Raw genomic sequence first — 17929 nt, forward strand, 5'->3', positions numbered from 1 at the left:
TATGATGAAAAAAATAACACATTACCTTGCTTCTATTACGCTGTTTAGCTGTATTGGCTTTTCTGCCTTTGGCGATGATCTAGATATCTATCTAGGGAATGCTAGCAATGCGGTTACTTATAACCCCAATGTGCTCTTCATTATGGACTCATCGGGAAGTATGGGGTCTTATGATGACACTAGCCAGACCAGAATGCTCCGGGTGCAAAATGCGCTGAAAGACGCGTTGCGCTCTGCCACAAATATTAATGCTGGTCTGATGCGCTTTTCTGATTATGGCGGGCCAATCCTTTATCCGATACGTAATATTGATGAGGCTGTGCGTCCTGAAATTATTGTTTCAACTAACGACGATAATCACGATGCCCATGAAATCAATGGTAGCGTGACTACAGATAGCAACGACTTGATATTGAGTAGCGGCACCCAAACGGTAACTTCTGGCCTGCGCTTTACCGATTTAAACATACCGCAAGGCGCCACTATTGTTAGTGCTAATATTCGACTTACCTCTGAAAGGTTTAATATAGCGGGCACTTCATTGGTCATTTCAGCAGAAGCATCTGCGTCGAGTACCGAATTTTCTTCAAGCAGAAATAATCTGAGCGACAGGACCAAAACAGCCGCCAATGTAGAATGGCTAACTGATAATAGCTTTCCCGCCTCAGGCGAGGTTATTACCACGCCAGATATTAGTGCAGTCATTCAAGAAGTTGTGGATATGTCTGCTTGGTGTAGCGGGAAGGACTTAAATATTCTTATAGAAGGATCTAGTTCGGATGCAGCTAGCGGCCGAGAGGCTAGGGCGAGTGATGTGGGGCAAAGCGGCGCACCACAATTAGTCGTATCATATGACGATTCTACGGCGACAGGGTGCGTGCAAGGCGAGGGTATTTACCAGGTTGGTAACGCTAAAGATAACTCTGAAGAGGATTATAATGGCTACCCTAACACCGGTGGCGAGCTTACTTTTAGTTCTTATTACAATGACTACATCGGCGTGCGCTTTAGAAATGTCAATATTCCACAGGGCGCAGAGGTTACAGAAGCATATTTAGAGTTTACGGCATACAGTACTAGAACTTATGGAAATGCAAGTATGCGTATACGAGGGGTAGCTGACGATGATGCATCAGATTTTCATCCTAACCGTCGTTATCGGTTGAGAAATCTGCCAAAGACCTCTGGCATTACGTGGTCAATGCCCAACTTCTACAACAATAACGATTATCGAACACCAGATATAAGCAGTATCGTCAAGCAAATCGTCGACCGTTCGGGTTGGCAGTCAGGCAATGATATGGCTTTTGTAATGGACGATTTCGTGTCGTATCGAGGAGCGCATACCTACAATTCGCCATCTAAAGCGCCAAGGTTGATAGTGAAATACAACGGTGCTGCAACGCCTGGCTCTACTGCATCAGTACGTGAACACTTAATTAGTAAAATTGACGAACTAAGTGCAAACGGCTTTACACCTATCGTTGATACCTTGTTAGAAGCCACGAATTACTATGGAGGCAGAAGTGTTGATTATGGCCGCAAACGTGGTGAGAGTGGTGTCAATAACTCCGTTAGAAGAAGCACTCGGGTAAGTCATCGTAGCTCCTATATTGGTGCGGACTCCATTTTACCTTCAGGATGTACAGAAGATAATTTATCTGACACCGATTGCGTTACAGAACAAATTCCTACGCCCGCGACCTATATTTCGCCGGTATCTGACTTACAGTGTCAAACCAATAATCACATAGTATTGCTTTCTGACGGTGAAGCGAATAACAACCACAGTGTGTCTAAAATTCAAACGCTGCTAGGTAAAAATTGTACGGGTAGTGGCGGCGAAAAGTGCGGCCTTGACTTGGTTAAAAACATCAGCGAAACGTCTACATCGGTTATTGGGCCGAGAGTGATAACGCACACGATAGGTTTCGCGGCAAATAATACCGCTAATAATTTCCTTAACCAACTTGCGCTGCAAAGTGGCGGAGGTTTCTACCAAGCAGACAACAGCACTGATTTGCTTGAAGCTTTCAATACTATCTTACGTTCTGTTAAAGACGTGAACGCCACGTTTGTTTCTCCTGGTGTTGCGGTAAACCAGTTAAACCGTCTTACCCACAGAGATGAGCTGTATTTCGCACTATTTAAGCCTAGCGAAGGCGCAATTTGGCCGGGTAATTTGAAACGCTACAGATTGAGCGGAGACGAAATTCTGGATAAGAACAGCCACGGTGCAGTAGATAGCGAAACCGGGTTCTTTGCCGAGAACTCTCATAGCTATTGGTCGACACTTGCTGACGGCAGTGAGGTGAGCGAAGGTGGAGCCGCTAGTCGTTTGGGAATAAATCGAAACATTTATGTGTTTGATAGTGTGGGCACTATAGTGGATGAGGATAACGCGCTTCATGAAGATAACTCTTCAATTACGACTGAAGACCTCGCGATTCAAAATGAAACTGATGCCGATGACCTGAGAGAAGCAATACTACAGTGGGCGCGCGGTGTCGATGTTAAAGACAGCAATGGCAATGGCAGTACCAGCGACTATAGAACGCAAATGGGTGACCCTATTCATTCACAGCCAATTATTGTGAATTACGGCACTAACGATTCGGCTATTTTCGTGGCAACTAACCAAGGAATGCTTCACTCATTTGATACTGCTACCGGTGAAGAAAACTTTGCCATTATGCCAAAAGAACTGCTGCAAAACTTGCATCACTTCTATAAAGATACTCCATCGTTAGACCATGAATATGGCCTTGATGGTGATATGGTTCTTCGAACTGTTGAGGGCAAAAAATATCTTTACGTTGGTATGCGAAGAGGCGGCAGAAATTATTATGTCTTTGACGTTACAGCGAAAGACTCACCTAAGCTTAAGTTTCAACTTACCGGTGGCGAGGGAGCGTTGACTAAGCTTGGTCAAACATGGTCGAAACCTACTATCACAAAAGTAAATATGGGCGGTGTGGTAAGAAATGTGATGATTGTTGGGGGCGGCTATGACGACGCTCAAGATGACCGCTCGTTAAGAGCTAACGATGTAGTTGGCAATGCCGTCTACATGTTTGATGCTGATACGGGAAGTCTGCTTTGGCACGCTAGTAACGAAAATTCTAATCTTGACTTGTCCAATATGACCTACAGTATTCCTGGGCGTATTTCTGTCATCGATAGAGATAATGATGGTGAAGCCGACCACATGTATGTGTCTGATACAGGTGGCCAACTGTTTCGTCTGGACATCTATAACGGTGAATCAGGCTCTGATTTTATAAAAGGTGCGCGTATTGCCGATTTCGGTGGCGATACTGAAGAAACCAATCGCCGTTTTTACTATGGCCCGGATGTAACGGAAATCGCATTAGGTGATGAATTGTATTATGCCGTTGCGCTGGGAAGCGGGTGGCGTGCATCTCCACTTGATACGGTAGTGGATGATAACTTCTACATGCTGAAAGACAGTGGTGTATTCAAACGCGACGAGAACGGCAAATACACGTACATGACTACTGTGACCGAGAGTAAAATGTATAATGCAACTAGCCACGCACTAAACAGTAGCGATGAGAATGAACGTGCACTAGCTGCCGCAGCGTTTGCCAATAAGGACGGGTGGTATTTGAATTTAACAACGAATGGCGAAAAAGTACTGTCTTCTCCCCTTATCATTGACTACAAAGTGTTCTTTACTACCTATGTTCCGGCTGTAAGTAGCACAAGCGCCTGTGCACCGCCTACTGGAAGTAGTCGCGCCTATCTGGTTAGTATGTTCAACGGCAATGCTGTCACAGATGTAAACAATGACGGTGAGGTAAATGGCGATGATCGCGTTGCTGACTTGAAGCAAACCGGTATTGCACCTGAAACCAAAATACTCATCGAAGATATTGTTAGCCCGGTTGTCTGCCTAGGCACCGAGTGCGTGTCTGCAGTAATCGAGGTTGACGAGGACGGTAATGACGAAGCCTGTGCCAGCGCATTTGAATGTTTAGCTGAAAACATCTACGGACGGTTTGAACGTATTCAGCGTGGTAGCTGGCATTCAGAAACTGAAAGGGAATAATCATGAAATTAAAAAGAAACGTACAGGGCTTTTCACTTATCGAACTGATGATAGTAGTGGCTATCGTTGGCATAATCGCTGCCATTGCCTATCCGTCGTATCAGGGGGTGATCGCTGACGGATATCGTGGTACGGGTCAGGCCGATTTATTAGGTTTAGCGTCCGCGATGGAGCGTCATCATAGTGGCTCTTTCAGTTATAAAGGTGCTGGAGCAAGTGGAGGGGATACAGGGGCTCCTTCTATTTTTGCATCACATTCACCTTCTTCAGAGCCAATAGCTAACCGTCGCTATAATTTGACTATTCAATCTGCAAGTGCGACGGATTTTGAATTGAGAGCAACTCCTGTGTCGGGCTCAGGACAAGGGTCAGATGGTACCCTTTACTACTTCAGCGATGGTAGAAAAGGGTGGGACAAAAACAATAACGGCTCGCTTGAAACCGGTGAATATTGCTGGTCTTGCTAACGCTGAACTGATGCATCTTTTTATTACACCTTGGCGTACAATATTGCGCTAAGGTGTGATTACCGGAATACCAAACACTGCCATATCCTCCCAGCGTTGCTCTATATTATCTTGCGTGTGGGCTAATCTCGTAGTATTTAATTGTTGTGTCTGTTCGTCTTGCAACTTTAATGTTGCCTGCAAAAGTACCCGCGTTTTAATCTCGCTAGAGAGTAAATAAACACTAGAGCTCATAAAAATAAAAAGCGCGATGAGTACCTCTATTAATACTCCGCCGTTGCATCTATAGCGACGAAGAGATCTTAAGCTATCATTTTTAGGCGCAGTCACGTTTTTAGCTGGCAATATGCTTTTGAACTCTTTTTGATGTGGTTTTTTAATCGATGTCATACCAAGTTCCCGGAACAGGGATTATTTTCGCCAACTGAGTAACTGTCTGTAGATTTCTAAGAACCTGCGCTGAGGGTATCAACAGGCCACTAACCTGCTGTTGCAACTGAGCATTAGATACGAATGCGCCTTCAACTGAGCTTGAATGGGCAAGGTGAAGTTCATGGGTAGCTGCAGATGTCGAAAGCATGACGATGAGCCCATAGAAGTGAGTATTCTCACTTATAGTAAGATTTCCATCTACCACGATTAGCAAGGTAGGCGCTGAACTCGATGTATGTGTTAGGTCACTATACGCTAAAGCGCAGTCTCCATTTATCCAATAGACGGTGGCGTCCAGCAAGTTATGGCAATCAGAAGCTGTCACGCTATTTGGAAAAAATGCTGAACTTAGCTCGGCCACACTTCGATTGAACAACCAAAGAGTCAGTTGGCTATCCCATGAAAATAGCTGCGCTGTGGTTGGTAGTCTTAGAAGGGCAGGGTAACGAAGAAAGTTAGCTTTATATTTAATGCTTTCTGTACTGTGAGAAACGCTTACTTCATAGTGCGTGAGCGGCTGCTGTTCATCACCCTTTAGGCTTTCTTTATGCACTGTAGTCGATAGAAAAGGCTTGTTTGTAGTGCTTAGTGCCGTTGAAATGCTCTGCGTTCTAAGCGCCATTGCTACACTTTTAAGGTGTTTCTTTAACATTTCATGAGAGCTTACACTATCTTGTCTGATTTTATGAATGGCATAGTACTGTTGAACGTTTTGCGATGTGGTTATGGTAGTAAACGTTACTACACTCAGAAGTATGGCGATAATTGCGAGGACCGCCATACCTTGTTGTTTCCCTTTTAAAAAGTAACGCGTGCACATAAAGCTTTGTCTGTATGTGGTGGTATTCTTCTTTTCTAATAATGCTTTACCTCTCATTAACTACCTCCACCACAAACGTTTTGCTTATTACAAAGCTGGGGTCTATCACACTTTGTAGGCTGAAGTTAATTTCATAAGCGGCACCCCAGCTGCTTTTGTGCAATATATTTGCAGAGAATTGAGTCACTTTGATAGTCTTCGGGTCGGTCAAGTCAAACCAACCCCCTTGTTCACAGGTTTTTCCTCCAACCCTGTATTCGATTGACTTATCGTTTAGCCGATACCCAAACATTTCATCTTGCGCCGCAGAAATGGCGCCGCTGCGATTTTTGTCATAGGAAAACGTAATACAGCTATTTGGTGTTTCACCAGCGCGGTGATCAAGAGTTACGTGTGGCGGTGAGTGACTGTTACTTGCAAGAGCTAAAAATGGCGCAAGCGTGCCGTTATGTTCAACAAATCCAGCCCTACTTAAATGCCGCGAAATAGTATCCTTTAGTGCTCGGGCGTCTTCTTCTATAGCGATGGCGTGTTGTAGCGACGATAAGCTCACATGAGACTGTACACTGTATGTTGTTATCGCTGTTACTAGTATGCCTGACAGAGCGCAGGCCACCATAAGCTCTGTAATGCTATAGCCACCAAATTTATTTGTTTTTGAGCAGTTTAATGTCTTTAAGAAGGTTAGCATGGCACAATGCCTATAATGTGCTGTTCGCTACATAATTTCACACGCCCCAGGGGACTAACGGTTACTTTAGCTGCAAAATGATTACTGGATAGCTTAAATGTGGTGGCGCTGCCGAAATTAAGTGTACCGTGTTGATTGAAAGCTATGGTTTTGTCTTTTTCATTCAGTGTTGTTAGCTTTGCATTCCATTTTGCTGGAAGCTCCCAATACGCGGCATCATTTTGCGCGCAGTGCCGGTATGTTGAACAGGTACAGTCTTCATCGTCACTGATTATTACGCAGTTCGCAGTTTCAAATTTTGTGATTAGGTAAAAAGGCCTTTTACGGGTTAGTGCATAAATACGCGCTTGCTTGGCGGCGTTGGCTAATTGCGACGCAAAATATTTAAAATCGTTTCGTTCTAACCAAGCTTGAAATGACGGAACCGCGCTTACCGACAATATACTTGTAATACATATTACGATGAGTAATTCAATGAGCGACATGCCTATTGCGCGCCCATACCCATTCTTTTCTCTGTTTCTATTTCTTCCTTCAGGAAAAGCCATACGCAAGTCCAGTAAAAGTGCTAACGGTAAATTGTTAGGCTTAATTTACTGAAAAACTTATTGAGAGAAAGCTGTACCATGGAAGGGAATGACACTAGATTAGATAGGCAAAATTTTAGGGCTGGATTTACACTTGTTGAGGCTCTAGCTGTGCTGGCTATCGTTGGTGTACTGAGCTTAGTAACGACTACAGCGGTTATTTCAACTTGGCAATCAAGCCAAGTAAATCAAGTAAAAGCGTACTTGTTATCAATACAGTCTCTGCAGTCGAGAAGTTGGTTAGAATCTGGTGTTTATCTGCCCTTAACCGCACTTCCTCAAGCCAATATAGACAAAGTCAGCATCGCGCAAACGATGAGTCAAAGCGGTGAATATGAAATGGCAGCTACTCTCTTATTTAAGGAGCAGAGTGACAGTTGTAGAATTATAAGAATCAGTGAAACGTCCTTGGCCCCAAGAGAATGCTGGTAACAAAGTAATAGGCTTAGTCTATAAACTGCGTACACTAAACTCAGCTGGTAATTGTGGGAATTATCTTAGGCTATCAACTACAAGACAGCGCATTTCCATCTAAGTCTTCTTTTTTACCATCACCGTCACTGTCTACAGCTACTGAAATTCTGCCGTACAACGAGAGTAAAAGTGCAGACGCATAGTCAGCATCATTGTCCTTGGGGCACAGCGTAATTGTGGCTGCCGTGCTTATTGCGCCTTGCTGATCAAAGGTTAAGCTTCCTGTTACACCGTAGATAGCGTTTGCAGAATTAAGCGGATCGCTCGCGACAATAAGCGCCTCGCTATTGTCACGATTTCCGTTACCGTTTGTGTCCACAAACACCATTTTCGCTTTTTTCCAGCTGCTTGTGCAGGCTGTGTAATTTTCTGTCGGACATAAAACCACACTGGCTTGTTCGTCTACCGCAGTAAATCTTGCCCGCTGCACCACGGCACTTAAATTATTGATATCTGATGTTATTTTATTTTTGATAAGAACGCTTTGTATACTTGGCGCGACGGTAGTAAGAATAATCGCCAACACAGCAACAGCGACCAGCATCTCCAACAGCGTAAGGCCTTTTTGATTGATAAAGACTTTTGGATATTTTTTTAATTCTGTTCTTATCATTGTGAGGTTGCTAATTTCCGAACTTTACTGAATTTTAACTCATGAGTTGCACTGAACAAACAGTAGGTATAGCCAATGCTCAATAGGTGCCTCAGTCACTAGGGCTTACCTAGAAGAAAAACCTTCTTCACCTTCAATTTATTTTTTATTCTATCTTCGATGTAATGATACCACGCGATAAATATGCACTACTCGTCTATCTTTTAGGGTAAACTAAAATACGGTCGCAAAGGTATGTTTTACCGTGATATCGCATAGTTGACCATACGCCTTACGGTTAACTATTTCGCACCACCGATGCCTACGCCCAACAACAATAAAATAAAGACCTTTTGCACTTTCCTTTGAACAGTAAGTGCAATGTAAATCAAATAGATGCGAGGATATCACTAACATCTGAAGTGATATTGTCGTAGAATCGAGTTCCAGGACGCCTCAAAAATACGTGGATATTACAATGCAAAAACAAGCAGTTATTGATGAAATGAAAGTGCTGCCTGAAATTGACGTCGAATATGAAGTTGCACGTCGAGTATCTTTTATCAAGAAGCAGTTGCTTACCTCAGGTTTGAATTCGCTGGTACTAGGTATTAGTGGGGGAATTGATTCATGTACGTTGGGTCGGTTAGCGCAGTTAGCAGTAAACGAATTAAATGACGAACATCATGAAAACTACGAGTTTATTGCGGTTCGATTGCCTTATGATACGCAAGCTGATGAAGAAGATGCACAAAAATCTATTGATTTTATTCAGCCCTCCCATTCGCTAGCGGTGAACGTCAAACCAGGCGCAGACGCAATTCATGCCTCAACTTCACAAGCCCTCGCTAACGCCGACCTTCTTCCTGAAAGTGATGCGAAGCAGGACTTTGTCAAAGGCAATGTCAAAGCGCGTACTCGTATGGTAATACAGTATGAAATTGCAGGTATGGTTGATGGACTTGTTCTCGGTACAGACCATTCGGCTGAAAATATTACAGGATTTTATACTAAGTACGGTGATGGCGCCTGTGATTTAGCGCCATTATTTGGTCTTAGCAAGCGCCAAGTACGTGCAGTGGCAGCCCATTTAGGTGCACCGCATAATGTAATCACTAAGGCGCCAACCGCCGATTTAGAAAGCCTGTCGCCACAAAAAGCTGATGAGCAAGCGCTAGGCATGTCTTACGACCAAATCGATGACTTTTTGGAAGGCAAGCCTGTTTCTGCAGAAGTGGAAGAGAAATTGCTCTATATTTATGAGCGTACACAACACAAACGTGTACCAATTCCAACAATTTACGATGAGTTGTAGTCATGAAAAAAATTGAAGCTATCATTAAACCGTTCAAAATGGACGATGTTAGGGAAGCGCTAGCTGAAGTCGGTATCGCAGGGATGACAGTATCAGAAGTGAAGGGATTTGGCCGCCAGAAAGGTCATACTGAGCTTTATCGCGGTGCTGAATACCAAGTTGACTTCCTACCTAAAATCAAAATTGAGCTTGTGCTAGATGATGACCGTGTTGAACAAGCGGTAGAAGCCATTCAGTCATCTGCTAAAACGGGCAAAATAGGTGACGGCAAAATTTTCGTTTACAGCGTTGAAAGCGCAGTGCGTATTCGTACCGGTGAACAAAACGAAGACGCTATCTGATCTGTTTCAATAGAGCATAAAAAAGGGAGCCAACGGCTCCCTTTTTAATATACTCAGCACAATTTAGTGCTTATCTTCTGAGCATTCGCCTGTTTTCGGATCGCAACAGCTGCTTTCTTCCTGATGTACATGACCGTGCTCAAGTTCTTCTTTCGTCGCTTCACGCACGTCGACAACCGATACATCGAACGTTAACGGAATGCCCGCTAGCGGGTGGTTACCGTCAACAACAACTTCTTCGTCAGTTGTCTCAATAATAATTACAGATTGCTCTCCCTGCGGAGTAGTGGCGCGGAAAGACATACCAACTTCAACATCCATACCGTCGAACATTGAACGAGGTACGGTTTGAACCAGTTCATCAGAACGTTCACCGTAAGCCTTCTCAGGGTTTACAGAAACATTAAAGCTATCATCTTTCGATTTACCAATAAGTGCATCTTCTAGTCCTTCAATTAAGAAGCGGCGGCCTAAAAGTACAACTAGCGGCGATTTACCTTCTGAAGAGTCTAGCGTTGTGCCGTCTTCGGTAGATACGGTGTAGTGTAGCGTTACAACGCTGTCAGAAGTAATTGTCATAACAAATCCTATCTTGGCCCTTTAAAAATCAAGGGCAATAAATTTAATACAGCAGTAAACTGCTTATCGACGTTTTTTCACAATATTGCTTGCTTGCTGCTCAATACTGTACGGCAAGCTATTAGGGTAACAGGTAATAGCGTTGTTATCAGCCAACCTGTGTAAATCTTCGGTGGTAGTGTCGTTATTTAACACAGCAATAAACCAGGTTTCGTTATCGAGTAACGCAACATTAAGTACCTTGCCCGCTACACGCCAATTTTCACCTAATTGCTTTTCAAGACTATCGCCAGGTTTAATATCTACTTTTTCTTCAAGCTTAAAGCTGTAAGCGGCACGTTTGTTTTTGCCTAAGAAGCGTGTTCGTGCAACCACTTCTTGACCCATGTAACAACCCTTATCAAAGTCGATACCGTTAAGCGCATGTACATTAATCATTTGTGGTACATATTCCGCCACCGATTCACCCTGTACTAGGGCGTGTACGCTTTCTATCTGAATGGCGTCAAACACAACGTGGGAATAGCAAGCTACAGTTTTTGCCTCTATTAAGGTATTTAATTGCTTTGTGCCACTTTCATCTAAAAGAACAACAATGCCTTTGCGAGTAGTGTTCGCTACAAATGCCACGCCATGCTCGCTTTCTATCTTCGGCAGCATACTTTTATCAGCGGTATTGTCTTTAACAATTTGTGCGACTTTTTCGCTCGAAAAAAGTTGCTCTAATAGGGCATTAACCTCATCAGATTTTGCTGCATCAAGTGAAATGAAGTAAGCGCTGTACGCCCGCGAGTCGTCAACGATATCGACCTTAGAAAACACGCCATACTTATTTAGCTGGGCTAACGAGTGACTGCCCGCGTCATGATTTGTAAGCATCAATAATTTGTCTAAATGACGAGTCACGTACCCGGTAGCCCACGTCTTGCCTTTGTTGTCACAATGCGCAAAATGCCTTGCCGTTTTGTCATCAAGTTTATTGATATTGACCGTGATTTGCCCTTGAAGGTAGCTGTCAGCCTGTTCTCCTTCCAATGAGATGGTCATGGTGTTTGAAAGCTCGACCATAAACTCATGAGGAAGATTTTGTAATGCTGCGATAGATGTCATATTCACCACTTTAAATTTCGCTGTATGTACTCAAGGTATGGTAAAACCAGCAATATTCAAGGGTAATACACACTAATGTGTACAGATTAAGTTCTATTTAGTTTGCTTATCCGACCAAAAGAGCAGTGATCCCCAGCCGCAGGGCATGGTATTATTGATAGCGAATAAAAAACGGTATAAAAGACATATGTTTGAACCAAAAAGATTAGCCCGATTAAAGTGGGCGTGCCGCAGAGGCATGCTAGAGTTAGACGTACTATTACTTCCTTTTGTGGAAGAAGCTTTTGACTCCCTAAGTTACGAAGACCAAGAAACCTTCGAACGTTTACTTACCAGTGATGACCCTGATTTGTTTGCCTGGATAATGGGACATCAAAAGTGCGAAGACCCTGAATTAGCCGCCATGGTGGCGACTATCGTAAATCGTGTCAAAGTATAGAATTTGCATAATACACAATAGACTTAGAAAAGTATTTGGGGAATTATGCGTGGCCGTTTGCCTTATGGCTGCACTATGCAGCCTTCCGCAATACTTATGGTCTTGGGTAAGCTTCACCGCGGAATTAGTATGCATAGTTGCCGCGGCTACGTTAATGATAGTCTGGCGTCTTTATGACGCGTTTAGTAACAATATTTCTACTACTCAATATGCACTCTCTTTGACCAGTGATGGTATTATTCGCGCTATTGACGATAGTGCGCTTCTTTCGGAACCGTCAAGCACGACCATGCCCAGTGTGTTAGCCAATGCTTTATCCGATGGCACATCGATGAAGATTCATCAGTCTTCCCAGTTGTTTACTTGGGGGATGTGCATTAACGTGTTGCGGCATAAACGGCATTGGTTTGAAAAAGGTCATAACCATTTGACGTGGGTCTTAAAAGGTGAGTGCTGTGAGGCAGACTACCGCAGGTTGGCAAGAGCCATTATCTTCGCAAGAAAAGCGACACCTTAAAGGAATTTAACAGATGTTTCGTGAGTATACTAAAGCGTTATTCAAACGCGTTGACGCCAGGCAGCTTATGCAGTTTAAGCCGCCTACGTTGCCGCAGCGCATATACACAAAAACGCTCAATGTCGATAACGTGCACTATGCTTCTTTTTGTCAAGAAGTCGACTGGCCGGCGAATGAGCATGCTCACCCTCTTTATTTGCAAATGCTTTCGTTACCATTACAGATGCAATGCTTGCTGGACAAACAAAGCCCATTTCCTTTACTCGGTTTGATTCACGCTGCGAACAAAGTGTTTGTGCTTGAGCATTGTGATTTAAGCGAGCCATTCGAATGTCGTGTGCGTTTTCACGACGTGAGGCCCCATAGCCGCGGGTGGGAAGTGGATGTTATGCTAGAAGCACTTCAGTCGGGGAATCTGGTCTATAGGGCGATAAGTAGCTATTTGGTGAAAGTTAAAGCCGTTCATGTAGCGCCGCTTGGCCCAAAAACCGACCTAAGTGACGAATGTAGCCTTGAAGATAGAGCGCTAATTGCTGAAATTAATGCATCGGCAAATACTGGACGACGCTACGCTAAGCTTTCTGGCGACTATAATCCTATTCACTTGTCTGCTATATCCGCCAAAGCTTTTGGGTTCAAACAGCCCATAGCACACGGTATGTGGACCTTATCTTGTGCGGTGTCAGCGTTTGTAAGTCACCAAGAGGACAGTCAATCTATAACCGTGAAAGAAGTAAATTGTCGCTTTAAAAAGCCAGTTTTCTTGCCTAATGACATTCATATTCAACAACACTGTAAAACGGATACTAGTGCGCTGTTAGACGTAAGCGATAGTGACGATAGCCTTGTTCATTTATCAGCGAGCGTGGCGTTTAATCAGTGTGGTATTTAAGCAAAAAAAACTTTAAAAGGTAATAGCCCTGAATTGAATATTGAACCTGGGGTTAAGAAAAGACATCTGAAAGAGTGATTAAGAGAGCACGCAAGTATGCTCTCTTTTTTGTTTGTTTTTTTAAATGGCACTGTTTGTTTACAAGAGCTGTATTCGTAAAGCACCCGTTCGCTTTCGTAGGCGTTTTTAGTTTAAACGTAAACCCTAAATTAGCCCTACATTAGCAAGCATGTATCGCTATGCACTAGTCGGCGCCAGAAAAGCTGTCTTGGGTAATTAATAAACCTACGTCAGAACCCGACAATTGCTTTCTTGGAGTAAGAATTGTTGGAACCGGATTGCCTAACTGTTCAGGGTGGTCCAAATTGAAATGTAAGCCCCTGCTTTCTTTTCGCTCCATTGCGCATCGTACAATAAGCTCGGCAACGGTTACCAAGTTTCGAAGTTCTAGCAGATTATTACTCACTCTGAAGTGTGAGTAATATTCAGTAATCTCTTGCTCTAGCAACTTAATGCGGCGCATTGCCCGTTCAAGACGCTTATCAGTGCGTACAATACCCACGTAGTCCCACATAAATAGTCTAAGTTCGTGCCAGTTATGCTGAATGATAACTTCTTCATCCGAATTTGATACCTGGCTTTCATCCCACGGCGCAATAGTCTCTTCACATTCTGCCCTGTCAAGATTTTTAATTATATCGTCCGCAGCTGCGCTGGCGAACACTACACATTCAAGTAGAGAGTTTGAAGCCATACGGTTAGCGCCGTGTAGGCCTGTATAGGCGACTTCACCAATTGCGTATACATTGTTTAAGTCGGTTTTAGCATTAAAGTCGGTCATCACCCCGCCACAGCTGTAATGCGCGGCCGGTACAACTGGAATAGGCTCGCGGGTAATATCTATACCGAGAGAACGACATTTTCTGTAAATATTAGGGAAGTGCTTAACAATAAAATCAGCAGGCTTGTGACTGATATCTAAATACATACAGTCAGCGCCTAATCGCTTCATTTCATAGTCAATGGCCCGAGCTACTACATCACGGGGCGCTAAGTCGCCGCGCTCATCGAACTTGTGCATAAAGCGGGTGCCGTCAGCGTGACAGAGGTTTGCGCCTTCACCGCGTAACGCTTCGGTGATTAAAAAATTGCGTGCCTGCGGGTGGAACAAGCAGGTTGGATGAAATTGATTGAATTCCATATTGGCAACGCGACAGCCTGCACGCCATGCCATAGCAATGCCATCACCGCTCGACACGTCAGGGTTCGAAGTATATTGGTATACCTTGCTGCCGCCGCCCGTAGCCAAAGCTACGAAAGGTGCGCGAATTACTTCAACGTGCTCTTGTTGCCTATTCCAAACATAGGCGCCCACAACGCTGTTTTTCTCTTCTTTTGAAGGGATAAGATCAATTGCATTATAGCGCTCAAATACATGAATATTCGGATGCGTTGATACAGCGTCATTTAACGTAATTTGAAGCGCTTCACCTGTGGCGTCGGCAGCGTGAAGAATACGACGGTGGCTGTGCCCACCCTCACGGGTAAGGTGAAAACGCTCCTCTCCGGATTCGCTTTTTTCTGTATCAAAGGGAACACCATAGCCGATAAGCCATTCAAGGGATGCTTTTGCTCGTTCTGCAGTAAACCTTACTGCTGGCTCTTCACAAAGCCCTGCGCCCGCTGCTAACGTATCTGTTACGTGAGCGTCTATGGAGTCTTGTTCATCGAATACGGCAGCAATACCGCCTTGTGCATAGCGGGTAGAGCCTTCGTTACGGTCACTTTTGCTAAGAACAATAACCTGACAATGGTCGGCAAGCTTTAGCGCCAAGCTTAATCCAGCCGCGCCACTCCCGATAATCAACACATCACAACGATGTTCTATTGCATTTGAAGTGGAAGTTAGTGAAGACGATACAGATTTCATGTATTTTTATATCAATTCAAACGAGCAAAGGTTCGGCAAGTCTAAAGGATGAATAGCAAAACACAATCATTCTTGCCCGCTGACCTAAGCATTTTTTAAAAAATTTAATGCTTTTATAGAACTTTTGTAAAAAGAGCGCGTCTACACACATGCTTGTTAGAGCTATTGTGTATTTGAAGTAGGGAGTAATGGCTCGAATGAGCGAGCAGATAACCGACCAGCAACTGGTCGAAAAAGTACAGCGTGGCGATAAAAATGCGTTCAACTTGTTGGTAACCCGTTATCAGCACAAAGTGATGCATCTTGTCTCGCGCTATGTGAAAAATACTGGTGACGTTGCTGATGTAACGCAAGAAGCGTTTATTAAAGCATACCGTGCTTTACCTAATTTTCGTGGCGACAGTGCATTTTATACTTGGCTTTATCGCATTGCGGTAAACAGTGCCAAAAACTATCTTGTATCTCAAGGCCGCAAACCGCCTGCAAGCGATGTAGATGCTGACGAAGCAGATTTCTACGAAGGTAGTGATGCATTAAAAGAGCAATCTACACCCGAGCGAAGCCTGTTATCTGAGGAAATTGAAGATACCCTGTTTAAGGTGGTTGAGAAACTGCCAGACGATTTGCGTATGGCAATTACGCTACGTGAAATTGAAGGGTTGAGCTATGAAGAAATCGCCAACGTAATGTCTTGTCCTGTTGGTACGGTAAGATCCCGTATTTTTAGGGCTCGTGAGGCGATTGATAAAGTTATTCAACCGTTGTTAGAAAATTAAAAAGAAATAAAATCAAAAAAAGATGAACTTTCTTTTTTCCACGATGACTAACAGCTGTGTTAGGGTAGTTAACGATCACTTTGATCTGGAAATGAATATATGACGCAACAGCAAGAAAAATTGTCCGCATTCATGGATGGTGAGATAGAAGGCAATGAAATCATCGACGCTATTAAGCAAGATGAAGCGCTTCAAGCCAAATGGCAACGTTACCACGTGTATCGCGGTGCAATGCGAAAAGAGGCAAGCGTAGCCCCTCAGTTGGATATCACAGCAAGCGTAGCAGCTGCGCTTGAAAATGAACCGGCGATAGTCGCACCTAAACGCTCGCGTTGGCAGTCAATTCCATTGATTGGCAGTGTCGTTCCTTTTGCGAAGCAGTCAGGTCAGTTTGCAGTGGCTGCGTCTGTGGCGGTGGCAGTTATTTTTGGTGTTCAATACACTAACCAAGAAGCGCCTACTGAGCCATTTATGACAGCGCCAACCATTGCGCCTCAAGGCGGATTGTCTCCAGTGAGTTTGGAACAAACCCGAACTTTGCCGCGCAATGACATGAACGAATTGCTTGAGAAAAAGCGTAAAATTAATGCGCTAATTGCTGACCATGAGCAGCAAGTAAAGCTTAAGCAAGCGCAGGAAGATGAAAGTGAAAACGATACAAGTGGATCAGAGCGTCCTTAAGTTTTCGCTAGGCTAATCATGACTAGTTGAAGTGCGCGTTCGTAAGTAAATTGCGACTGACATGCATTTCATATTTTAATCATACCAGCATATACTGCTGGTATGTTTGTTTTAAGGCGGGAAAAAATGCGCTGTAGTTCTATTCTTGCACTTTTTTTCATTTCGGGCGCGGCTATCCAGCCTTTGGCAGCCCAAACTACTTCGCCTAGCGAAGCGGCAAATTCTCCTGCTGCACAAGTCCAAGCGACTAATGGCGGCGAGGCTATATCAGAAGGCAATGCTGGTGCGAGCACGCCTCAGCCCCAGTCGGCAAACCAGTGGCTTGCTGAACTTCAAAACATTATTACCAACGCCAATTTCCAAGTATCTTTCGTACAAACGATAGCGGGAAAGGAGACCATTCCTTACCTATGGCGACACGGAATAATGGAAGACGGTTCTGAACTAGAGCAATTAAATCTTCAAAATGGCCCTGGTCGCGAGCTTATTCGCATTAATGATGTAGTGAGCGTATTTGAACCAGATGTTCAGCCCTACAGCTTACGGTCAAAGCATATTAATGGCCCAATTCCTAGCGCACTGCTTTACCACCCAGAACAACTCAGTTCAGCCTATGAGTTTGTCGCCGTGGGAAGAGCTCGAGTGGCAGGACGTTCGGCACAGCAAATTCGTATAGTTAGCCGAGATAATACACGGTTTGGCTATCAACTGTGGCTTGATGAGTCCTCTGGCATGTTGCTGAAGCTGAATATGCTTGATTTGCAAGGGGCGTTGTTAGAGCAAATCCAAGTCACAGCTTTTGCCATATCGCCTGAACCTGCGGAATACTTTTCGCGAATAAACTCAGCATCTTTACCAGCGCCTATGGCTTTGAGTAATACCCCAAGTCGAGCACATAAGTGGGATGTCACATATTTACCAGCGGGAATGCGAGAAATAAAGCAAGATACAAGACGCTTAGCATTAACAGGGCAGGTCGTAGAATATAAACTTTTTTCGGATGGCCTAGTGGACGTATCTGTTTATGTTCAGCCAGCCGAAGATGCGCTCGGCGAAACCCTTGCGTTACGAAACGAAGTTAGCACCTTTTTAACGCTAACCGACGGGAAAGCCCAAGTGACGGTAGTAGGGGAAATTCCACTGCAGACTGCTAATGCTATTGCTACGTCTTTACGACCTGTTGCTAATAAAGGGCAATAGAGAGCTAAGGTTAA

General features: G+C 44.1%; 19 protein-coding genes. 11 read left to right on the top strand and 8 right to left on the bottom strand.

All coding sequences use genetic code 11. The annotated features are described in order from the left end of the window. Positions 1-4: 4 nt before the first annotated feature. A complete protein-coding gene (locus V7R55_RS12045) occupies positions 5-4072 on the top strand; it encodes a PilC/PilY family type IV pilus protein (protein WP_334059682.1) in 4068 nt (1355 codons plus the stop codon). Between the two features lie 2 nt (positions 4073-4074). Further along, on the top strand, positions 4075-4539 hold the full coding sequence (locus V7R55_RS12050) for a type IV pilin protein (protein WP_334059683.1): 465 nt from the start codon (positions 4075-4077) through the stop codon (positions 4537-4539). Between the two features lie 48 nt (positions 4540-4587). On the opposite strand, the gene V7R55_RS12055 is transcribed toward V7R55_RS12050, so the two are convergent. From V7R55_RS12055 to V7R55_RS12070, 4 genes are read right to left on the bottom strand one after another with little or no spacing between them, the layout of a single operon-like run. Next, complete coding sequence (locus tag V7R55_RS12055) at positions 4588-4929, bottom strand: type IV pilus modification PilV family protein (protein WP_334059684.1); 342 nt, start codon at positions 4927-4929, stop codon at positions 4588-4590. Next, positions 4916-5848 (bottom strand): hypothetical protein, encoded by a 933-nt coding sequence (locus V7R55_RS12060; RefSeq protein WP_334059685.1) that lies wholly within the window; start codon positions 5846-5848, stop codon positions 4916-4918. Before V7R55_RS12060 ends, V7R55_RS12055 begins: the two co-directional genes overlap by 14 nt. Beyond that, positions 5838-6482, bottom strand: coding sequence for a potassium:proton antiporter (locus tag V7R55_RS12065; RefSeq protein WP_334059686.1), 645 nt, complete (start codon positions 6480-6482; stop codon positions 5838-5840). The genes V7R55_RS12060 and V7R55_RS12065 overlap by 11 nt, the downstream gene beginning before the upstream one ends. Beyond that, positions 6476-7030, bottom strand: a complete 555-nt coding sequence (locus V7R55_RS12070; RefSeq protein ID WP_334059687.1) for a GspH/FimT family pseudopilin — start codon at positions 7028-7030, stop codon at positions 6476-6478. Before V7R55_RS12070 ends, V7R55_RS12065 begins: the two co-directional genes overlap by 7 nt. A gap of 78 nt (positions 7031-7108) precedes the next feature. Between V7R55_RS12070 and V7R55_RS12075 the strand changes: the two genes are divergently transcribed. Beyond that, the gene (locus tag V7R55_RS12075) at positions 7109-7501 is read left to right on the top strand and encodes a prepilin-type N-terminal cleavage/methylation domain-containing protein (RefSeq protein ID WP_334059688.1); all 393 of its coding nucleotides are present in this window, start codon (positions 7109-7111) and stop codon (positions 7499-7501) included. Positions 7502-7574: 73 nt separating this feature from the next. Here the strand turns inward: V7R55_RS12075 and V7R55_RS12080 are convergent, their stop codons facing one another. Beyond that, entirely contained in the window at positions 7575-8156 is a 582-nt protein-coding gene (locus tag V7R55_RS12080; protein WP_334059689.1) for a GspH/FimT family pseudopilin, read from the bottom strand. Positions 8157-8613: 457 nt separating this feature from the next. Between V7R55_RS12080 and nadE the strand changes: the two genes are divergently transcribed. After that, positions 8614-9450, top strand: coding sequence for an ammonia-dependent NAD(+) synthetase (nadE, locus tag V7R55_RS12085; RefSeq protein WP_334059690.1), 837 nt, complete (start codon positions 8614-8616; stop codon positions 9448-9450). Between the two features lie 2 nt (positions 9451-9452). Then, positions 9453-9791, top strand: a complete 339-nt coding sequence (locus V7R55_RS12090; RefSeq protein WP_012517511.1) for a P-II family nitrogen regulator — start codon at positions 9453-9455, stop codon at positions 9789-9791. 63 nt (positions 9792-9854) lie between these two features. Here the strand turns inward: V7R55_RS12090 and V7R55_RS12095 are convergent, their stop codons facing one another. Then, positions 9855-10370, bottom strand: a complete 516-nt coding sequence (locus V7R55_RS12095; RefSeq protein ID WP_334059691.1) for an FKBP-type peptidyl-prolyl cis-trans isomerase — start codon at positions 10368-10370, stop codon at positions 9855-9857. A 63-nt stretch (positions 10371-10433) separates the two neighbouring features. After that, a complete protein-coding gene (gene ygfZ / locus V7R55_RS12100) occupies positions 10434-11480 on the bottom strand; it encodes a CAF17-like 4Fe-4S cluster assembly/insertion protein YgfZ (RefSeq protein ID WP_334059692.1) in 1047 nt (348 codons plus the stop codon). Positions 11481-11667: 187 nt separating this feature from the next. Here ygfZ and V7R55_RS12105 point away from each other — a divergent pair, with 187 nt between their 5' ends. The 3 genes from V7R55_RS12105 to V7R55_RS12115 all read left to right on the top strand — a co-directional run bounded on the left by V7R55_RS12105 (position 11668) and on the right by V7R55_RS12115 (position 13328). Further along, positions 11668-11919 (top strand): FAD assembly factor SdhE, encoded by a 252-nt coding sequence (locus tag V7R55_RS12105; RefSeq protein WP_014950112.1) that lies wholly within the window; start codon positions 11668-11670, stop codon positions 11917-11919. Positions 11920-12073: 154 nt separating this feature from the next. After that, positions 12074-12436, top strand: coding sequence for a hypothetical protein (locus V7R55_RS12110; protein ID WP_334059693.1), 363 nt, complete (start codon positions 12074-12076; stop codon positions 12434-12436). A gap of 13 nt (positions 12437-12449) precedes the next feature. Further along, positions 12450-13328, top strand: a complete 879-nt coding sequence (locus V7R55_RS12115; protein WP_334059694.1) for a MaoC family dehydratase — start codon at positions 12450-12452, stop codon at positions 13326-13328. A 244-nt stretch (positions 13329-13572) separates the two neighbouring features. Here V7R55_RS12115 and nadB read toward each other — a convergent pair whose 3' ends face one another. Beyond that, positions 13573-15258, bottom strand: coding sequence for an L-aspartate oxidase (gene nadB / locus V7R55_RS12120; protein ID WP_334059695.1), 1686 nt, complete (start codon positions 15256-15258; stop codon positions 13573-13575). 197 nt (positions 15259-15455) lie between these two features. Here nadB and rpoE point away from each other — a divergent pair, with 197 nt between their 5' ends. From rpoE to V7R55_RS12135, 3 genes are all read left to right on the top strand, one after another. Continuing rightward, a complete protein-coding gene (gene rpoE, locus V7R55_RS12125) occupies positions 15456-16034 on the top strand; it encodes an RNA polymerase sigma factor RpoE (protein ID WP_334059696.1) in 579 nt (192 codons plus the stop codon). Positions 16035-16133: 99 nt separating this feature from the next. Continuing rightward, positions 16134-16715, top strand: a complete 582-nt coding sequence (locus V7R55_RS12130) for a sigma-E factor negative regulatory protein (RefSeq protein WP_334059697.1) — start codon at positions 16134-16136, stop codon at positions 16713-16715. A 126-nt stretch (positions 16716-16841) separates the two neighbouring features. Beyond that, complete coding sequence (locus V7R55_RS12135) at positions 16842-17915, top strand: MucB/RseB C-terminal domain-containing protein (protein ID WP_334059698.1); 1074 nt, start codon at positions 16842-16844, stop codon at positions 17913-17915. Positions 17916-17929: the final 14 nt, after the last annotated feature.

This window comes from Alteromonas sp. S005 (assembly GCF_036864475.1).
Taxonomy (GTDB): Bacteria; Pseudomonadota; Gammaproteobacteria; order Enterobacterales; family Alteromonadaceae; genus Alteromonas.

Coding starts and splice junctions, on each gene's coding strand:
- V7R55_RS12045 (WP_334059682.1), top strand. CDS start 5: ATGAAAAAAATAACACATTACCTTGCTTCTATTACGCTGTTTAGCTGT.
- V7R55_RS12050 (WP_334059683.1), top strand. CDS start 4,075: ATGAAATTAAAAAGAAACGTACAGGGCTTTTCACTTATCGAACTGATG.
- V7R55_RS12055 (WP_334059684.1), bottom strand. CDS start 4,929: ATGACATCGATTAAAAAACCACATCAAAAAGAGTTCAAAAGCATATTG.
- V7R55_RS12060 (WP_334059685.1), bottom strand. CDS start 5,848: ATGAGAGGTAAAGCATTATTAGAAAAGAAGAATACCACCACATACAGA.
- V7R55_RS12065 (WP_334059686.1), bottom strand. CDS start 6,482: ATGCTAACCTTCTTAAAGACATTAAACTGCTCAAAAACAAATAAATTT.
- V7R55_RS12070 (WP_334059687.1), bottom strand. CDS start 7,030: ATGGCTTTTCCTGAAGGAAGAAATAGAAACAGAGAAAAGAATGGGTAT.
- V7R55_RS12075 (WP_334059688.1), top strand. CDS start 7,109: ATGGAAGGGAATGACACTAGATTAGATAGGCAAAATTTTAGGGCTGGA.
- V7R55_RS12080 (WP_334059689.1), bottom strand. CDS start 8,156: ATGATAAGAACAGAATTAAAAAAATATCCAAAAGTCTTTATCAATCAA.
- nadE (WP_334059690.1), top strand. CDS start 8,614: ATGCAAAAACAAGCAGTTATTGATGAAATGAAAGTGCTGCCTGAAATT.
- V7R55_RS12090 (WP_012517511.1), top strand. CDS start 9,453: ATGAAAAAAATTGAAGCTATCATTAAACCGTTCAAAATGGACGATGTT.
- V7R55_RS12095 (WP_334059691.1), bottom strand. CDS start 10,370: ATGACAATTACTTCTGACAGCGTTGTAACGCTACACTACACCGTATCT.
- ygfZ (WP_334059692.1), bottom strand. CDS start 11,480: ATGACATCTATCGCAGCATTACAAAATCTTCCTCATGAGTTTATGGTC.
- V7R55_RS12105 (WP_014950112.1), top strand. CDS start 11,668: ATGTTTGAACCAAAAAGATTAGCCCGATTAAAGTGGGCGTGCCGCAGA.
- V7R55_RS12110 (WP_334059693.1), top strand. CDS start 12,074: ATGATAGTCTGGCGTCTTTATGACGCGTTTAGTAACAATATTTCTACT.
- V7R55_RS12115 (WP_334059694.1), top strand. CDS start 12,450: ATGTTTCGTGAGTATACTAAAGCGTTATTCAAACGCGTTGACGCCAGG.
- nadB (WP_334059695.1), bottom strand. CDS start 15,258: ATGAAATCTGTATCGTCTTCACTAACTTCCACTTCAAATGCAATAGAA.
- rpoE (WP_334059696.1), top strand. CDS start 15,456: ATGAGCGAGCAGATAACCGACCAGCAACTGGTCGAAAAAGTACAGCGT.
- V7R55_RS12130 (WP_334059697.1), top strand. CDS start 16,134: ATGACGCAACAGCAAGAAAAATTGTCCGCATTCATGGATGGTGAGATA.
- V7R55_RS12135 (WP_334059698.1), top strand. CDS start 16,842: ATGCGCTGTAGTTCTATTCTTGCACTTTTTTTCATTTCGGGCGCGGCT.